The sequence below is a fragment of the Nitratireductor aestuarii genome (assembly GCF_014641695.1).
GTDB lineage: Bacteria > Pseudomonadota > Alphaproteobacteria > Rhizobiales > Rhizobiaceae > Chelativorans > Chelativorans aestuarii.
This window is the reverse complement of record NZ_BMIF01000003.1, coordinates 309640-326982: the sequence shown is the minus strand read 5'-3', so window position 1 is coordinate 326982 and position 17343 is coordinate 309640. Positions and strand designations below refer to the sequence as shown.

Genomic DNA, 17343 nt, shown 5'->3' with positions numbered 1-17343 from the left:
CCGGATTATCAGGGCTCCAGTTCGACATCCCAGTAGAGATAGTCGAGCCAGCTCTCGTGCAGATAGTTGGGCGGGAAGTGCCGCCCGGCATTGTGCAGGTCGTAGACAGTCGGCTTGTAAGGCTTCTGACGCGGGACCATGCCCGCCTGCTCCGGAAGCAGGCATCCCTTCCTGAGATTGCAAGGTGCGCATGAAGCAACGACGTTTTCCCATGTCGTCATGCCCCCGTGGTGGCGCGGAATGACATGGTCGAAGGTGAGATCGTGCTTGTCGCCGCAGTACTGGCACTGGAAGTGGTCCCGCAGGAACACGTTGAAGCGGGTGAAGGCGGGATAGAGCGAAGGCTTCACATAGGTCTTGAGGCTCACCACGCTTGGTAGTCGCATCGAAAAGGAGGGTGACGAAACCGTCTGCTCATATTCTGCGACGATGTTCACGCGGTCGAGAAATACAGCCTTGATGGCGTCCTGCCACGACCAGAGCGACAGGGGATAGTAACTTAGCGGCCTGAAGTCCGCATTTAGAACCAGAGCGGGCATTCCCTCTGGCGAGAAAGCGATCGTCACGTGTTTCTAGCTCCCGTGAGCGGTCCAGCTCGATCGACCCCGATATTCTAATCCCGCCATGACAGCATTGTGAAGCATATTGTCGCAGCTCCTCACGTTTCCGCCCGGCTTTCCACGCCAAATTATGCGGGCTCCGTGACAGGAATCACCTCCCTGCCTCTTTGTTCCCGGTAGAACGCCCAGAAGAGGCGCGCCGCCACCGATCGCCAGGGTCGCCAGGCTTCAGCCATCCCGGCAAGCATCCGCGCATCCGGTCGCGATGAAAGTGCCAGCCCCTGCCCCACCGCCGCCTGAAGTGCTACGTCGCGGCTCGGAAACACATCCGCGTGACCGGCGGTCAGCAGGAAGACCTCGGCCGTCCATGGGCCGATGCCGGGTAGATCTACCAGCGTAGCGATCGCTGCATCGGAGGGACGCTCGACCAACGCCTGCAGGTCCAGCCCATCCTCTTCAATCGCTGATGCCAGCCCAAGCAGGGTGCGTTGCTTGGCCCTGGAGAGCCCCGCCTGGATCAGCAAAGAAAGATCGGAAGCAAGGAGGCGCTCTGCCGTCAGCGGCTGCACAAGCGCAACGAGCCGGTTCAGCATGGCCTGCGCGCTGGCGCGCGAGACCTGCTGCCCAATGACGATGGAAGCAAGGCTCGCGAAGCCGGGTTCGCTCAGCCGCAGGTCCACCGTGCCCGCCCTCGCCCGTACCAGCGTGAGCCGCGGATCAGCCTCCTCCAGTGCATCGAGCGCCCGCGCAATGTCGGCTTCCGTTTCGATCCTCTCCATGGCTTCTCCTTGACACGGGTGCTTGAGGCTATACCGTCGCGATCAAGCCGCGCTTTACCCGGCAGTTCAACCCGATTTCCGCCACTTCTATGAACCAGCCCGTCTTTCGCTTTGCCCCCAGCTCCAATGGAGCCCTGCACCTCGGCCACGCCTATTCCGCACTCCTCAACCATAGCATGGCGCAGGAGGAAGGCGGTCGCTTTCTGGTGCGGATCGAGGACATCGACACCACCCGCTGCACGCCCATGCTGGAGGCTGGCATCCTGCGCGACCTCGAATGGTTGGGGCTTGACTGGGAAACCCCGGTTCGTCGCCAGTCTGAGCACTTCGCGGATTACACGGAAGCGCTGGAGACGCTAGTCGAGGCAGGACTCGTCTACCCGTCCTTCTTCACGCGGGGCGAAGTGCGCGCCTACATTGCCGAAGCGGAAGCGGAGGGTGAAGCCTGGCCGAAGGACCCGGACGGTGTGCCGATCTTCCCACCGGTCGACCAGGAACGCTCTGAGGCTGAACGCCGCCAGCGGATGGAAGACGGCGAGCCCTACGCCTGGCGGCTCGACATGGAAGCGGCCTGCCGGCACATCGGCGAAACGCTTTTCTGGGAAGAGGATGGCGAAGGCCCGGAGGGCGAGACAGGAATTGTGACCGCCAATCCGCGCGCCTGGGGTGATGTGGTGATCGCGCGCAAGGAGATCCCCGCAAGCTATCATCTGGCGGTGGTTGTTGACGACGCGCTTCAGGGCATCACGCACGTGGTGCGCGGACGCGACCTCATCTACGCGACAGCCGTGCATCGCGTTCTGCAGGAACTGCTGAAGCTACCGGTCCCGCGCTATCACCATCATCGGCTGGTGCTGGACGAAAGCGGCCGCAAGCTTTCCAAAAGCGCGAATGATACGTCCATTGCAAGTCTCCGCGAGGCTGGCGCTTCGCCCCACGACATCATGCGGATGATAGGCTTCGAGTTGCCGTGATCGCGCTAAATTCCACTTTCCTTTTCGCAGCGATCGCGTGAAATCTGCGAACCTCTCACCGGAACCCTCCATGCTAAGCCTCACCCGAACCATCCCCGCCGTCTTCGTTGTGCTCTGGGCGACCGGCTTCATCGGTGCGCGCTACGCCATGCCGTGGATGGAGCCGTTCACCTTCATCGCGGTGCGCATCGTGCTCAGCATTACGCTGCTCATGGTTCTGATACCATTCTTCAAGGCGAAACGCCTGTCGCCAATGACAGCCGTTCACGCAGCCATCGCAGGGGCGCTGATGCACGGGGTCTATCTCGGCGGCATCTTCTGGGCGGTGCGGCATGGCCTGCCAGCAGGGTTCGCGGGGCTTGTCGTCGGGCTGCAGCCGCTACTCACGGCCCTCATCGCGGGCGCGTTCGCCGGAGAGAACGTGGACCGGCGGCTTTGGACGGGGCTCATCATCGGCTTTACCGGCGTCGCCATCGTCATCTCGCCGAAGCTCGGCGATGTGACGGGTGGCGTCACGCCTGCCACCATCGCAGCCGGCCTTGCCGCCGTCGTCTGCATGAGCCTCGGCACCGTCTGGCAGAAGAAGTTCGTGGCCAATGCCGACCTGCTCACCGGAACGATCTGGCAATATATTGGCGGGCTCTTCATCGCGCTGCCGATCTCGTTCCTGTTCGAGACCCGCGAATATGTGCTCACCGGCGAGCTGGTCTTTGCGATGGCCTGGCTGGTCATCGTGCTTTCGGTGTCAGCCGTGCTGCTGCTTATGGTGCTGATCCGCGCAGGTGAAGTGTCGCGCGTGGCGTCGCTGTTCTATCTCGTTCCAGCCGTCACGGCGCTCATGGCCTGGCTGCTCTTCAACGAGACGCTGAACGCGGTGCAACTCGTCGGCATGGCCGTCACCACGCTTGGCGTGGCGCTTGCGACCGTTCAGGCGGACCGGCGCAAGCGTGACACGCGGTAACGCATGATCGCGGCGTTGATCTCCGCGCCGAGGATAAAGATCGCGGAAATGATGTAGAGGAAGACGACCGCAATCATCATCGAGGCCAAGCCCGCATAGGTGGAGGCGTAGCTTGAGAAGCGCGAGAGATAGGCGGCGAACACGCTTGACCCCACGAGCCAGCCGGCCAGGGTGAAGACAAGGCCCGGCAGGATCTCTCCCACCGTGCGTTTGCCCGCAGGCAGCCAGAGGTGCACGACGATCAGCGACAGGACGAGCACCGTCACCGCGATCACGTAGCGCCAGAGCGTGATCATCCCCATCCAGGGCTCCAGCCAGTCGAGGTAGGAGACGGCAACACGAGCCGCGACGGGAGCAACGACCAGCATCAGGCTCACGGCCGTGAACCCGAGCGTCGCCACCAGCACATAGCCTATGCTCTGGACGCGGAGCGCGATCATCGAGCGCTTTTCACTCATACGATAGGCGCGGTTCAACGACATGCGCAGGGCCTCTACGCCATTGGACGCGAAGAAGGCAGCGATCAGGACACCGATGGTGAGCACGTCGGAGCGCCGAACACCAAGGACGTTGTGAACCTCCCGCGCGATGGGGTTGGCCACCACGTCCGGCCAGGTCTGGAAGATGAGATCAACCACCGTTTCCGCATAGCGGTCGGCGCCCATGAAGCTCGCAAGGGCGGTCGCGAAGATCAGGAAGGGAAACAGGGCCATGATTGCGCTGATCGCCAGATGACTGGCCATCGCCCAACCGTCGTCATTGTTGAAATGGCCGAAAGCGTCGCCCGCAACCTTGCGAAACGCATAGAATGCGCCGCTGCCCTGTGTCTTTTCTTCCATGCTCACCAATGGCCGATCCTTCGTTAAGCCTGTATGTGAAGCCATTGCTATGATTGACAAGACACCAGCGCCAGGATTCGGCATGAATACACAAAGAACCGTCCTCATTACAGGCGCATCGTCCGGCATCGGGGCTCATTGCGCCCGCGCGCTGAAGGCGGACGGCTGGCAGGTGTTTGCCACGGCGAGAAAACCTGAGGATCTGGAGCGGCTGCGCCACGACGGGATCGAGGCCTTCTATCTCGACTATCGGGAACCGGAGTCGATTGCAGCACTTGTGGAGACGGTGCTCGCCCGCAGCAATGGCAGGCTTGATGCGCTCGTCAATAACGGTGCTTATGCTCAGGCGGGCGCTGTCGAGGATCTTCCGATGGAAGCGCTACGCGAACAGTTCGAGGCAAATTTCTTCGGGTGGCACGATCTCACGAGACGTATCGTACCCGTCATGCGGAAACAGGGCCATGGGCGGCTGGTCCACACCTCATCGATCCTCGGCCTCATGCCGGTGCGTTTTCGCGGTGCCTATGCGGCCTCCAAGCACGCGGTCGAAGGGCTCATGCTCTGTATGCGACTGGAGCTTCAAGGTTCCGGCGTTCACGTGAGCCTGATCGAGCCGGGGCCGGTTACCTCGAAGATCGCGTCCAACGGCCTTCCCTTTTTCCGCCGCCACATTGATGTCGAAGGGTCAGCCCATAGGGAAGCCTATCAGGCGCAATTGCGACGGCTGGAAGGCGGGGGTCGAAAGTCGGCCCTGAAGCTCGGACCCGAGGCCGTCTACAAGGTGCTCAAACACGCGCTCAACCACCCCAAACCGCGGCCACACTATGTGGTCACATTGCCGGCCAAACTCGGCGTTGGCCTCAAACGGATACTTCCTGCCTCTCTGCTCTATCGCATACTGTCCCGGCAGGATTGATTCGACTCGCCGTTTTGAAAGGACATCCAGATGTCATCCACCGTGCTCAACATCCTGCTCATAGCGCTCCTGGCGGCAGTCGTTTTCGTGCTCCTGCGCGGGCTTCTCAATATGGCGCGGGGCGGTTCGCCCGAGAAGTCGAACGTCCTGATGCGCTATCGCGTCCTGTTTCAGGCCATTGCCATCGCCGTTGCCGTCGCACTCCTCTGGCTGAACAGCCAGGGCAACGGGTGAGGCGCGGCCATGGTCAAGCTCAACAAGATCTATACGCGGACAGGTGACAAGGGCACGTCGGGGCTCGTCACGGGTGAGCGGCGCGCCAAGAGCGACGCCATCTTTGAGGCGATCGGCGCCGTCGACGAGACGAGCGCCGTCATCGGCATGGCGCGGATCCATGTGGCCGAGACGCATGGCGATCTCGATGCAATGCTCGCGCGCATCCAGAATGATCTTTTCGATCTTGGCGCTGATCTCGCCACGCCGGAAAGCGAAGGTCTCGCCTTCGAGGCTCTGCGCATCGTTCCCGCGCAGGTCGAGCGGCTGGAGAAGGAGATCGATCAGCTGAATGCAGAGCTGCAGCCGCTCAAGTCCTTCATCCTGCCAGGCGGCTCGCCCGCCGCAGCCGCTCTGCATCTGGCGCGGACGGTGGCGCGACGGGCTGAACGGGCGATGGTCCGCCTCGCCCACGAAGAAGGATCGAAGGTCGGCGAGGCCGCGTTGCAGTACATCAACCGGCTGTCGGACCTGCTCTTCGTGGCATCACGCACTGTCAATGACAATGGCGCAACCGATGTGCTATGGGTACCGGGGCAAAACCGCTAGCCTGAAGTGTCCGAAGCCTGTGGGTTCACATGTTCATACCGCTCTACGATTCCAACAGGCTTCGCTACATCAAGCACCAATATGTGACGCTGACGATCATCGCGATCAACATCGTCGTCTATGTGTTCACCTCGGTCTCCGGCTTGGAGTTCAGCCAAGCGGCCGCCTACGGCCTCGGCTACATTCCCTCGGTCGCCTATAACCTCGCCATCCTGCCGCCCGAGCTTGAGATGGTGCCGCTGCCGGCAACCTACATCACCTACGCTTTCGTGCATGCAGACCTGATCCATCTCGGCGGAAACATGCTCTTCCTTTGGGTCTTCGGCGACAATGTCGAGGATGCGTTCGGACATCTGCGCTACATCCTCTTTTACTTCGCCTGCACCGTCGCCGGAGCGGTCATGCATGGCATGGTGACGCCTGACTCACAGATGCCCCTCATCGGCGCATCGGGAGCCGTCGCAGGTGTTGTCACCGCCTACCTGATGCTGCATCCGCGGGTGCGGCTCTGGGTGCTGGCCTTCGCGCGTATTCCGCTGCGCCTGCCTGCCTATATTGTGCTCGTCACCTGGATCGCCTCGCAGTTCCTGATGATCGCCTTTGATACGGGGGGCAACATCTCGTGGGCCGCGCATGTCGGCGGCATCATCGCGGGCGCCATCCTGGTCGTGCCGCTCCGCCGGTCGGGCGTGCCGCTTTTCGAGAAGATCGAGGTGCCGCCGGAGCCCGCTCGGGTGGAATAACCGCGGATTGGGCATAACTGTTTTTCACTCAGCGCGTCTCGCGCCTGTTCTATTGACGCATGAAACGCGGACAATTAGTTTCCGCGCGCGCGGCGGATGTCGTGAAACGAAGTTTCTTGCATGTTCAGATGCCCTCCAGAGCACATTGCGTGAGCGGGCGCCGGGTCTTCGGCATGAATGAATGCAACTAGAGGAGTTCTGCAGTTGAAAGTCCTTGTCCCCGTAAAGCGCGTGATCGATGCGAATGTTAAGCCTCGCGTGAAGGCTGACGGATCGGGCGTTGATCTTGCCAACATCAAGATGGCGATGAACCCGTTCGACGAGATCGCCGTCGAAGAGGCAATCCGCCAGAAGGAAGCCGGCAAGGTGTCGGAGATCGTTGTCGTCTCCATCGGCGTCCAGCAGGCCCAGGAGACGCTCCGCACGGCGCTCGCAATGGGTGCCGACCGCGCCATCCTGGTCAAGACCGACGAGACCGTCGAGCCGCTCGACGTCGCCAAGATCCTCAAGGGTGTCGCCGACGCTGAACAGCCGGGCCTCATCATCCTCGGCAAGCAGGCGATCGACGACGACTCCAACCAGACCGGCCAGATGCTCGCAGCCCTGCTTGGCTGGGCGCAGGGCACGTTCGCTTCCAAGCTCGAGATCGGCGAAGGCCAGGCCAAGGTGACGCGCGAAGTCGATGGCGGCCTGCAGGTGGTCGACGTCAAGCTTCCGGCGATCGTCACGACGGACCTGCGCCTCAACGAGCCGCGCTACGCATCGCTCCCCAACATCATGAAGGCCAAGAAGAAGCCGCTCGACGAGAAGGCTCCGGCCGATTTTGGCGTCGAGGTGAAGGCTCGCCTCAAGGTTCTCAAGACTGAAGAGCCGGCCGGCCGCAAGGCAGGCATCAAGGTTGGTTCGGTTGCCGAACTGGTGGACAAGCTCAAGAACGAAGCTGGCGTTCTCTAAGCTCCGGATAGGAAAGGAATAACAAAATGGCAATTCTCCTGATCGCGGAACACGACAACGCGGCGCTGTCGGACCAGACGGCCAAGGCTCTCTCGGCTGCCCAGAAGATCGGCGGCGACATCGACGTGCTGGTCGCAGGCCAGGGCGTTGGTGCTGTTGCTGAAGCAGCTTCGAAGCTCGCAGGCGTGCGCAAGGTGCTGGTCGCCGACGACGCAAGCCTCGGCGCTCAGCTGGCGGAGCCGCTGGCTGCCACCGTTGTGGCGCTGGCCGGCAACTACGACACGCTTATCGCCGCTTCCACTTCGACGGCCAAGAACGTCATGCCGCGCGTCGCAGCTCTCCTCGACGTGATGCAGGTCTCCGACATCATCGACGTCGTCAACCCCACCACCTTCAAGCGTCCGATCTATGCCGGCAACGCGATCCAGACGGTGGAATCGACCGACGCCAAGCGTGTGATCACCGTTCGCACGGCTTCCTTCCAGGCCGCTGCCAAGGAAGGCGGCTCGGCTTCGATCGAGACCGTTTCGGCAGCGGCTGATCCGGCGGTCTCGACGTTCGTCGAGAACCAGGTTGCCAAGAGCGACCGTCCGGAGCTGACTGGTGCCCGCATCATCATCTCGGGCGGCCGTGCACTCGGCTCGGCTGAGAAGTTCAACGAGGTGATCCTGCCGGTGGCCGACAAGCTCGGTGCTGCCGTTGGCGCATCGCGCGCTGCGGTCGACGCAGGCTACGCGCCGAACGACTGGCAGGTTGGCCAGACGGGCAAGGTGGTTGCACCGGAGCTCTACATTGCCGCGGGCATCTCCGGTGCGATCCAGCACCTTGCCGGCATGAAGGACTCCAAGGTGATCGTCGCCATCAACAAGGACGAGGAGGCCCCGATCTTCCAGGTGGCCGACTACGGCCTCGTCGGCGACCTCTTCCAGATCCTGCCGGAGCTCGAAAAGGCGCTTTGACATTCGCGCTAACGCATGCACATTGAAGGGGCGGGGCAGGAAACTGCCCTGCCCCTTATTCGCTTATCCGCAGGCCGATGTGCGATAATTTCCGTGGAGCACGTTATGACAGGAACCATCAAGTCGATTGGCATCATAGGCGCAGGCCAGATGGGCAGCGGCATCGCACATGTCGCTTCCGTCGCTGGCTATGACGTGAAGCTTTATGATGTGGCACAGGACCGGCTTGAGGCCAGCATCGCGACAGTGAGCGGCAATCTGGCACGACAGGTTGCGACCGGAAAGATTGACGAACAGAAGCGCATGGAAGCGCTTCGGCGCATCCAGCACGCAACCTCAATCGAGATGCTCGCCGATACCGATCTCGTGATCGAGGCCGCGACCGAAGACGAGAGCGTCAAACGCAAGATCTTCGCGCAGCTTTGTCCGATCCTCAATCCGGAAGCGATCATCGCCTCCAACACCTCGTCCATTTCCATCACGCGCCTTGCCTCGCAGACCGACCGGCCGGAACGCTTCATCGGCATTCACTTCATGAACCCGGTTCCGGTGATGAAGCTGGTGGAGCTGATCCGCGGTATCGCCACGGCAGACGAGACGTTTGAGACGGCGCGCGCCTTCGTCCAGAGCCTCGACAAGACGACGACCGTCGCCGAAGACTTCCCGGCCTTCATCGTCAACCGCATTCTGCTGCCGATGATCAACGAGGCGATCTACACGCTCTATGAGGGTGTGGGCTCGGTCGAGGCGATCGATACGGCCATGAAGCTTGGCGCAAACCATCCGATGGGCCCGCTGCAGCTGGCCGATTTCATCGGTCTCGATACGGTGCTGTCGATTATGCAGGTGCTTTACGAGGGTCTGGCCGATTCGAAGTATCGCCCCTGCCCGCTCCTCGTGAAGTATGTGGAAGCCGGATGGCTCGGCCGGAAGACGGGCCGTGGCTTCTACGATTACCGCGAAGACCCGCCGGTCCCGACGCGCTGATCCATCTATTGGTCCTTACTCGGCAGCCTGATCATTGGCTGCCGATTTCGTTTGTGGGGCTGCGCGCAGCTTCATGGGCTCAGGGACGCGATCGGGGGCACGAAGCTCGTCGCTATCGAATGCGTCAACCGCGACCACTCTCGCAACCGCAGCTTCTGCCCGGGTGACAAGTTCCTGCTGCGCCAGTGAAATGATGCCGCGCCTGAAGGCCTCTTCCGGATCGCGGACCCCGGATGCGCGCATCCGCTTCCAGACACCAGCAGCCTGGTGGACTAGACCGAAAGCTTCCTCAAGGTGCCGGACAGGGTGATCTTCCCTTCCCTCGCCGAGATTGAGTCCCGGCGTCAGACGCTCGCGCTGCGCAGAGGGTTGCAGCAGAATTTCGGCTATCTGCTGTGTCAGGCGGTCGCGCGGAGCCTTCCGCGGGAGACCGAACGGGAAAGCGATCAGGCGCACTGCCCAGGCCGCCCAGCGCGCCGGAAGATTGTCCAGCACACCGGCAAAAGCTGTTGCCAAACGCGACTGGCCCTTGAGCATGACGTATTCAACGATGGGCCGATCCTCGGCAAGCCCACCCTCTTCCTCGTAGCGCTTGAGAACTGCGCCCAGCAGGTAGAGCTCGGCCAGGATGTCTCCCAGACGGGCCGAGAGCATCTCCCGGCGCTTCAGCGCGCCGCCGAGCGTCAGGAGCGACAGATCCGCAAGGAGCGCAAAGGCTGAGGCATAGCGCGACAGCATCTTCCAGTGCCGTGCGTTCGCGGCCCGGCGTGGTGCAGGCGCGAGAAGCCCGAAACTCCAGCCCCTCAGGAATGCCCTGCCCGCGTTTTTCACCGAATGGCCGACATGGGCCCAGAAGGTCTCCTCGAACTTGTCGAAGCCCTTCTCCTGGTCAGGATCAGAAAGCGCTAGCAGCTCTTCCAGCATAAACGGATGCGAACGGATCGCGCCCTGGCCGAAGATCATCAGGTTGCGCGTCAGCACATTCGCGCCCTCGACCGTGATGCCGATCGGTACGGAGCGGTAGCCTGCCGCCAGATAGTTGCGCGGGCCCTCGATGATGCCCTTGCCGCCATGGATATCCATCGCGTGGTTCATCGACTGCCGCATGCGCTCGGTCGCGTGATACTTCATGATCGCCGAGAGCACGGATGGGCGATGGCCCTGGTCGAGCGCGGACAGGGTGAGACGCCGCGCGGCATCGACGAGATAGGCATTGCCGGCCAACTCCGCGAGCAGCTCCTGGATGCCTTCGAACCTGCCGATTGGAACGCCGAACTGACGGCGCACGCTGGCATAGGCGCCGCTCACACGCGCGCACATGGCAGCCGAAGCGGCGGACTGCGATGGCAGCGAGATGCTTCGGCCCGCTGCAAGCGCCGTCATCAACATCTTCCAGCCCTTGCCGATCTGTGCCTCGCCACCGAGAATATGGCCGAGCGGAACGAAGACGTCCTTGCCGTAGATCGGCCCGTTCTGGAAGAAGGCCTGCAGGGGCACGTGCCGCTTGCCGTGGCTGATGCCCGGCAGGTTCATCGGCATGAGCGCAACGGTGATACCGAGATCCTCACCCCTGTCCAGATGGTTCTCCGGATCGAGCATCTTGAAGGCGAGGCCCATGACGGTCGCGACGGGCCCAAGCGTGATGTAGCGCTTGGCGAAGTTGAGACGGATGCCCAGCACCTCCTCGCCTTCCCACTCGCCATACCCGACCACGCCCGTGTCCGTCATGGAGGCTGCGTCAGAGCCCGCATCTTCCGAGGTCAGGCCGAAGCATGGGATTTCAGAGCCTTCCGCAAGGCGCGGCAGCCAATAGTTTTTCTGGTCCTCAGTGCCGAAGTGGACCAGAAGCTCACCGGGGCCAAGGGAGTTGGGCACCATGACGGTGACACCTGCCACCACGCTTGCCGAGGAGACGGTGCGCACTACCTCAGAATGAGCAAAATTGGAGAAGCCCAGCCCGCCGTACTGGCGGGGGATTACCATGCCGAAGAATTTTTGCTCCTTGAGGAAGGTCCAGACTTCGGGTGGAAGATCACGGTCGCGCCAGTTCAGCTCCCAGTCGTCCACCATGCGGCATAGCTGGGCAACGGGGCCATCCATGAAGGCCTGTTCTTCCGGTGTCAGGCGGGCGGGCGGGGTTGCGAGCAGCTCGTTCCAGTCCGGATTGCCGCTGAAGAGTGCACCGTCCCACCAGACTGTTCCCGCATCGATTGCCTCCCGCTCGGTCTCGGAGATGGGTGGCATCAGACGCTTCGCCCATCCATAGATGGGGCGGGACAGACGCTCACGGCGGAAGGTGCGGAAATCCATACGGCTTGCCTCACTCACTATAATAGACCACGACTATAGCAACAAAGTCGGCGGCAAGGTGGCGGGTTCCAGCAAGCTCACGGTAAACCGAGGCGTAGGCTAACGCACCTCGGAGCATTCGAGGACCGGTGCAGCGTCCTGGCCCTGCATCAGGTCGTAGAGCGAAGCGTCTTTGCCCTTGGTCCACCAAATGTACTGACGTCCGGCATAGCGGACGCCGGAGCCGGACAGAACATTGGCGGCGACCACGGGCAAGCCGTCGTAAACGAAGGCGGCAAGAGAAACCGGACCGGCGTTGGCGTACTCCACCTCCAGCGTCTGGCCCCTGCAGTCGTAGGTCGCCTGGATGCGTTCGACCGGAAAGTCCATGTAACCGGGAATGGAGATCGTCAGTTCGGCAGCTGAACCCTGGCTTGCAGCCAGCAGCGCGATAGCAAGAAGTTTGATCCGCATGAATTGTCTCCTTGAACGGCCAGAGTAGCCACCCAGGGATCATGCAGCAAGGTTCAGCCAGCCGGCTGCTGCGTCTCCATGGCGGCCTCGATCAGCTTCAGCGCATCCTCACCTGACCAGTGAGCCGGGCCGTTCATGTGAGCCAGCAGACAGCCATCCTCGTCGACAAGCAGGGTCACGGGCAGGCCGACAGCGAGATTCCTGCGCCTCAGCTCGTTGAAGATGCCGGTCGTCTCGTCGCGGTAATAGGCGAGGTTCTGGATGCCAATCTCGTTGAGGAAGCCCTTGGGCTTCTCATCATCACCACGATCAATGTTGACGGCCACGACTTCAAACCTGTCGGAGCCCATCTTTGCCTGCAGCTCGTCGAGCGCGGGCATCTCCTCGCGGCAGGGCGCGCACCAGGTGGCCCAGAGGTTGACCAGTGTCACCTTGCCGGTGAACTGCGCCAGCGTCAGCGGATTGCCGTCCGGTCCCTTGAAGCCGAGGTCGATAACCGATTGGGCGTCCTCGGCGGGCAGCAGGGCGGCCACATCACCGGTGATCAGCGGGTCGATTGCCGCCACTCTTGCAGCTTGTGCTGGACAGGAAGCCGCTGCCTGTGTCACCACATCTCCGCCCGACTGGTTGCCAGCAAGGCCACCCATCACGTATAGGGCTGTAGTTCCGACGAGGATGCCTGCAACGGCGGCAAGCGCAACAAGACGCAGAGTGGGCAATTTCGACTTGGTCTCCAGCATTTCAAAACTCTTTCAGCGCCCGGTTAAACACAATGAGTGACACCAAAGCCAGCAACCGCATGTGGGGCGGACGTTTTGCCTCAGGACCCGATGCCATCATGGAGGCGATCAACGCGTCCATCGGCTTCGACCGAAAGCTCTACACCCAGGACATTCGCGGCAGCCTGGCCCATGCTGCCATGCTGGCTAAAACTGGCATTATTTCGGCCGAGGACGAAAAGCAAATTTCGCAGGGCCTGAACACGATCCTGTCAGAGATCGAATCCGGCAAGTTCGAGTTCTCCACCCGCCTCGAAGACATTCACATGAACATCGAGGCGCGGCTCGCCGAACTCATCGGTCCGGCGGCCGGTCGCCTGCACACGGCGCGCTCGCGCAACGACCAGGTTGCTGTCGATTTCCGCCTGTGGGTGAAGGAAGAGCTGCAGCGCATCGACCGCGCGCTGGGCGACCTGCTGGAAGCTTTCCTCAACCGTGCCGAAGAGCATTATGCCACAGTGATGCCGGGTTTCACGCACCTGCAGACGGCGCAGCCGGTAACCTTCGGCCATCACCTGATGGCTTATGTCGAGATGTTCGGCCGCGACCGTTCGCGCGTGCGCGACGCCATCGAGCGCATGGACGAGTGCCCGCTGGGCGCTGCCGCGCTCGCCGGCACCGGCTTCCCGACCGACCGCTTCATGACAGCCAAGGCGCTCGGCTTCCGCGAACCCACCCGCAACTCGATCGATACGGTTTCCGACCGCGATTTTGCGCTGGAGTTCCTGTCCCTCGCCGCGATCTGCGGGGTGCACCTGTCGCGTCTGGCGGAAGAGATCGTGATCTGGTCGACGCCGCAGTTCGGCTTCGTGCGCCTGTCGGATTCCTTCTCCACCGGCTCCTCGATCATGCCGCAGAAGAAGAACCCGGATGCGGCCGAGCTCATCCGCGCCAAGACCGGTCGCGTGAATGGCCATCTGATCGGCCTGCTGACGGTAATGAAGGGTCTTCCGCTCGCCTATTCCAAGGACATGCAGGAAGACAAGGAAGCCGTCTTTGACGCTGCCGAGACGCTGGACCTGATGATCGCCGCCATGACCGGCATGATCAAGGACATCGAGATCAACGCGGCCGCCATGAAGAAGGCCGCCGGTTCGGGCTTCTCGACCGCCACTGATCTCGCCGATTGGCTGGTGCGCGAGGCAGGCCTGCCGTTCCGCGAGGCGCATCACGTCACCGGACGCGCCGTGGCGCTCGCCGAAGAGAAGAAGTGCGGGCTGGAAAAGCTCTCGCTTGAAGACCTCCAGGCAATCCACGAATCCATCAACGAAGGCGTCTATTCTGTGCTATCGGTCTCCAACTCGGTGAAGAGTCGTACGTCCTACGGCGGCACGGCGCCTTCGGAAGTCCGTAAGCAGATCAAGAACTGGCGCAAGCGCCTTGCAAAGGACAACAAGGACCTGAACAAAGGTTAACTTGCCGTCCGGCGCAGAATTGCGTGGCTAACTGAGAATGGAGCATGGCAGCTTCCTGTCGGAGCTGGCATGCTCAGGAAAACGGGATCGACAGAGCGGGTTTCGGGGATGAATGTTCGCACTACAATGACCATCGTTCTTCTCGGCGCTACGGTTGCCCTGACAGCCTGCGGGCGCAAGGGTGACCTCGACACGCCTTATCAGGCGGCAGTCGAGGCGCGCAAAGAGGCCGAACGCAACAATGAGCCACTGCCGCCAGCGCCCAAAGAGCCGGTCAAAGAGCGCAAGTTCTTCCTCGACCCGCTGATCTGAGTTTCCGGACACCGCCCGTCCATCGGGTCCAGTGTCCGAGACTTGTGCTGCCTCAAAGGAAAACGGCCGACGTTTTCACGGAGAGCTTCAATCTGAGCTAAGGAAAGGTTCCTGTCGTGAACCACTTTGAATATCGCGATGGCATCCTGCACGCGGAGGATGTCCCTGTGCCGCAGATCGCGGCTGCTGTCGGGACGCCCTTCTACTGCTATTCGACCGCCACGCTTACGCGCCACTACAACGTCTTCTCGAACGCGCTGTCGGGCTTTGACTCGCTCGTTTGCTACGCGATGAAGGCGAATTCGAACCAGGCCGTGCTGAAGACGCTCGCCGCCCTTGGCAGCGGCGCTGACGTGGTTTCCGAAGGCGAGCTTCGCCGTGCGCTGGCCGCAGGCATCCCGGCCAGCAAGATCCTGTTCTCCGGCGTCGGCAAGACCGCGCGCGAGATTGACTTCGCACTCAACGCCGGCATCCTCTGCTTCAACGTCGAGTCCCTTCCCGAGCTGGAGATGATCTCCGCCCGCGCGCAGGCCCTCGGCAAGGTTGCGCCGGTGTCGCTGCGCATCAACCCGGATGTGGACGCCAAGACGCACAAGAAGATCTCCACCGGCAAGGCCGAGAACAAGTTCGGCATTTCGTGGAAGGACGCGCAGGCGGCCTACAAGCGTGCTGCCGAGCTTCCCGGCCTTAAGGTAACCGGCATCGACATGCATATCGGCAGCCAGATCACCGACCTCGGACCGTTCGACAAGGCTTTCGCGCTGCTCTCCGAGCTGACGGAGACGCTGCGCGCCGACGGCCATGAGATCGATCACGTAGACATCGGCGGTGGTCTCGGCGTGCCCTATCGCGAGGACAACACGCCTCCGCCGCTGCCGGATGCCTATGCCGAGATCGTGCAGAAGCACATCAAGCGGCTGGGCGTGAAGGTCATCGTGGAGCCAGGCCGCCTGATTGCAGGCAATGCCGGTATCCTCGTTTCCGAAGTGATCTACCTGAAGCGCGGCGAGGCGAAGAACTTCCTCATCGTTGACGCGGCGATGAACGATCTGATCCGGCCGACGCTCTATGAAGCCTATCACTCGATCAAGCCTGTGATCGAGCCGGGTGCAGGCGCTGAACGCATCACGGTGGACGTTGTCGGTCCCGTCTGCGAGACCGGCGACTTCCTCGCACAGGATCGCGAACTCCCGCTGATGCAGCCGGGCGACCTCATATCGGTGGGAACGGCCGGTGCCTATGGCGCCGTGCAGGCGGGAACCTACAACTCACGCCTGCTGGTGCCTGAAGTGCTGGTGAAGGGCGACAAGTTCCACGTCATCCGCCCGCGCCTCACCTACGAGGATCTGCTGGCGCTGGACTCTGTTCCTGACTGGTTCTGAACCAGCCAGGACATCATCCGTTTACCGGGACAGGAATGCAGGTCGGCCAACGCCCTCCTGCATTTTTGCTTTTTCGGGGGCCGGAGCCGACTTCTTCGGCGACATGTAGGCGAGGAAGAGCGCGAGGCCGTACTGCAGCAGCACGCCCGACATCAGCAGGGCGCCGTCTTCAAACCAGTTCGGCTCGTAACGATAGCGCAGCACCTGGAAGGCGATCGCGATCAGCGAACCAGCCGCAAACACGTAAAGCCCGTGCTGACCCATCAACTGGAGCGGCTGGAAGGGCTTGGTCGCCAGCAGCCTTTTCACGGCATCAAGGTTGGTCAGCACGTAGGCGAGCGCCAGAACGTGCAACAGACGCGGCAGGGCGACGAAGGTCTTGTCGTAGCCAGCAATGAAGAACGGCAGCTGGCCACTGCCCGGGAATGAGCCCAGCCTCAACTGCACCCAAACCAGCGAGAAGACCAGGTAGGCGGCAGCGAACAGGAAAAGGCCCTGATCGTAGGGAACAAGCTTGCGTCCTTCCTTTGCCTCCATGCCAGCAGCGATGCCGATTGCATAGATGAGCTGCCAGCTTAGCGGGTTGAAGAACCAGCCGCCTTCGTTCGGGTAGTTCGGGAAGTTCAGGCGGAACATGCCCGCAGCAAACCAGATGGCAGCAGCGAAAAGAACGAGCGCAAGGCGGCTGCGAAGGCCGATCATGATGTAGATCGGTGAGGCCAGCAGCAGCACGAAATAGAGCGGCAAAATGTTGAAGTAGCCAAGCTGGTGCGTCAGCAGCGGAATGCCGATCATCGAAGCCAGCGGCCGATCCAGAAGCCGCGTGAAATTCACGCTGGGCACCACGTCAGCCGTGTCGAGGAAGACTATGCCAGCCGCAATGATGGCGATCGCCCAAATGGTGATGACCATCTGCGTGACGTAGAGCTTGCCCGCCCGTTTCCAGACCTTCAGCAGAGCCTCGGAGAAAGGTCCTCTTGCGAAGCCGCGCGCATAGGCAAGTCCGACGGCAATGCCCGACATCAGCACGAAGGCCTCAGCTGCATCAGAGAAGCCGAAATTACGTGAAGTCAGGTTCTCATAGATGTTGCCAGGTACATGATTGATGAAGATCATCATCAGCGCGATGCCTCGAAAAATGTCGAGGCGATGGTCGCGCTCCCTTGGCAGGGAGGGTCTATCAGTCACTGACTTCTCC

At 61.8% G+C, this 17343-nt stretch carries 19 protein-coding genes; 12 read left to right on the top strand and 7 right to left on the bottom strand.

The features are described 5' to 3' along the window. Nucleotides 1–8 precede the first annotated feature (8 nt). Nucleotides 9–566, bottom strand: coding sequence for an HNH endonuclease (locus IEX27_RS07715; protein WP_188720360.1), 558 nt, complete (start codon nt 564–566; stop codon nt 9–11). A 122-nt stretch (nt 567–688) separates the two neighbouring features. Continuing rightward, a complete protein-coding gene (locus tag IEX27_RS07710; protein WP_188720359.1) occupies nt 689–1339 on the bottom strand; it encodes a DNA-3-methyladenine glycosylase family protein in 651 nt (216 codons plus the stop codon). Between the two features lie 89 nt (nt 1340–1428). Here IEX27_RS07710 and gluQRS point away from each other — a divergent pair, with 89 nt between their 5' ends. Together gluQRS and IEX27_RS07700 are read left to right on the top strand one after the other, a co-directional pair. Next, nucleotides 1429–2313, top strand: a complete 885-nt coding sequence (gene gluQRS, locus IEX27_RS07705) for a tRNA glutamyl-Q(34) synthetase GluQRS (protein WP_188720358.1) — start codon at nt 1429–1431, stop codon at nt 2311–2313. Between the two features lie 70 nt (nt 2314–2383). Further along, entirely contained in the window at nt 2384–3274 is an 891-nt protein-coding gene (locus IEX27_RS07700; RefSeq protein ID WP_188720357.1) for a DMT family transporter, read from the top strand. Here IEX27_RS07700 and IEX27_RS07695 read toward each other — a convergent pair. Further along, entirely contained in the window at nt 3241–4113 is an 873-nt protein-coding gene (locus IEX27_RS07695) for a YihY/virulence factor BrkB family protein (RefSeq protein WP_188720418.1), read from the bottom strand. The genes IEX27_RS07700 and IEX27_RS07695 overlap by 34 nt on opposite strands. An 82-nt stretch (nt 4114–4195) precedes the next feature. Here IEX27_RS07695 and IEX27_RS07690 point away from each other — a divergent pair, with 82 nt between their 5' ends. The 7 genes from IEX27_RS07690 to IEX27_RS07660 all read left to right on the top strand — a co-directional run bounded on the left by IEX27_RS07690 (nt 4196) and on the right by IEX27_RS07660 (nt 9494). Further along, a complete protein-coding gene (locus IEX27_RS07690; RefSeq protein WP_188720356.1) occupies nt 4196–5029 on the top strand; it encodes an SDR family oxidoreductase in 834 nt (277 codons plus the stop codon). A 30-nt stretch (nt 5030–5059) separates the two neighbouring features. Beyond that, the gene (locus IEX27_RS07685; protein ID WP_188720355.1) at nt 5060–5263 is read left to right on the top strand and encodes a twin transmembrane helix small protein; all 204 of its coding nucleotides are present in this window, start codon (nt 5060–5062) and stop codon (nt 5261–5263) included. Between the two features lie 9 nt (nt 5264–5272). Then, nucleotides 5273–5851: a cob(I)yrinic acid a,c-diamide adenosyltransferase gene (locus tag IEX27_RS07680; RefSeq protein WP_188720354.1), complete on the top strand. Its 579-nt coding sequence runs from the start codon at nt 5273–5275 to the stop codon at nt 5849–5851. Between the two features lie 29 nt (nt 5852–5880). Then, entirely contained in the window at nt 5881–6594 is a 714-nt protein-coding gene (locus IEX27_RS07675; protein ID WP_188720353.1) for a rhomboid family intramembrane serine protease, read from the top strand. Between the two features lie 204 nt (nt 6595–6798). After that, on the top strand, nt 6799–7548 hold the full coding sequence (locus IEX27_RS07670) for an electron transfer flavoprotein subunit beta/FixA family protein (RefSeq protein ID WP_188720352.1): 750 nt from the start codon (nt 6799–6801) through the stop codon (nt 7546–7548). Nucleotides 7549–7574: 26 nt separating this feature from the next. Next, nucleotides 7575–8507 (top strand): electron transfer flavoprotein subunit alpha/FixB family protein, encoded by a 933-nt coding sequence (locus tag IEX27_RS07665; protein WP_188720351.1) that lies wholly within the window; start codon nt 7575–7577, stop codon nt 8505–8507. A 105-nt stretch (nt 8508–8612) separates the two neighbouring features. Next, entirely contained in the window at nt 8613–9494 is an 882-nt protein-coding gene (locus IEX27_RS07660) for a 3-hydroxybutyryl-CoA dehydrogenase (RefSeq protein WP_188720350.1), read from the top strand. Between the two features lie 15 nt (nt 9495–9509). On the opposite strand, the gene IEX27_RS07655 is transcribed toward IEX27_RS07660, so the two are convergent. From IEX27_RS07655 to tlpA, 3 genes are all read right to left on the bottom strand, one after another. Further along, nucleotides 9510–11804, bottom strand: coding sequence for an acyl-CoA dehydrogenase (locus IEX27_RS07655; RefSeq protein ID WP_188720349.1), 2295 nt, complete (start codon nt 11802–11804; stop codon nt 9510–9512). 99 nt (nt 11805–11903) lie between these two features. Beyond that, on the bottom strand, nt 11904–12257 hold the full coding sequence (locus tag IEX27_RS07650) for an MliC family protein (protein ID WP_188720348.1): 354 nt from the start codon (nt 12255–12257) through the stop codon (nt 11904–11906). A 53-nt stretch (nt 12258–12310) separates the two neighbouring features. Then, nucleotides 12311–12997 (bottom strand): thiol:disulfide interchange protein TlpA, encoded by a 687-nt coding sequence (gene tlpA / locus IEX27_RS07645; RefSeq protein ID WP_188720347.1) that lies wholly within the window; start codon nt 12995–12997, stop codon nt 12311–12313. 32 nt (nt 12998–13029) lie between these two features. On the opposite strand from tlpA, the gene argH reads away from it, so the two are divergent. The 3 genes from argH to lysA all read left to right on the top strand — a co-directional run bounded on the left by argH (nt 13030) and on the right by lysA (nt 16145). Beyond that, nucleotides 13030–14451 carry an argininosuccinate lyase gene (gene argH, locus IEX27_RS07640; RefSeq protein WP_188720346.1) on the top strand — a complete coding sequence of 474 codons (1422 nt, stop codon included), beginning with the start codon at nt 13030–13032 and terminating at the stop codon, nt 14449–14451. Between the two features lie 69 nt (nt 14452–14520). Beyond that, nucleotides 14521–14763: an LPS translocon maturation chaperone LptM gene (gene lptM, locus IEX27_RS07635; RefSeq protein ID WP_244630272.1), complete on the top strand. Its 243-nt coding sequence runs from the start codon at nt 14521–14523 to the stop codon at nt 14761–14763. Between the two features lie 116 nt (nt 14764–14879). Then, complete coding sequence (gene lysA / locus IEX27_RS07630) at nt 14880–16145, top strand: diaminopimelate decarboxylase (RefSeq protein ID WP_188720345.1); 1266 nt, start codon at nt 14880–14882, stop codon at nt 16143–16145. Between the two features lie 21 nt (nt 16146–16166). Here the strand turns inward: lysA and IEX27_RS07625 are convergent, their stop codons facing one another. Next, a complete protein-coding gene (locus tag IEX27_RS07625) occupies nt 16167–17333 on the bottom strand; it encodes an OpgC family protein (RefSeq protein ID WP_244630271.1) in 1167 nt (388 codons plus the stop codon). Nucleotides 17334–17343: the final 10 nt, after the last annotated feature.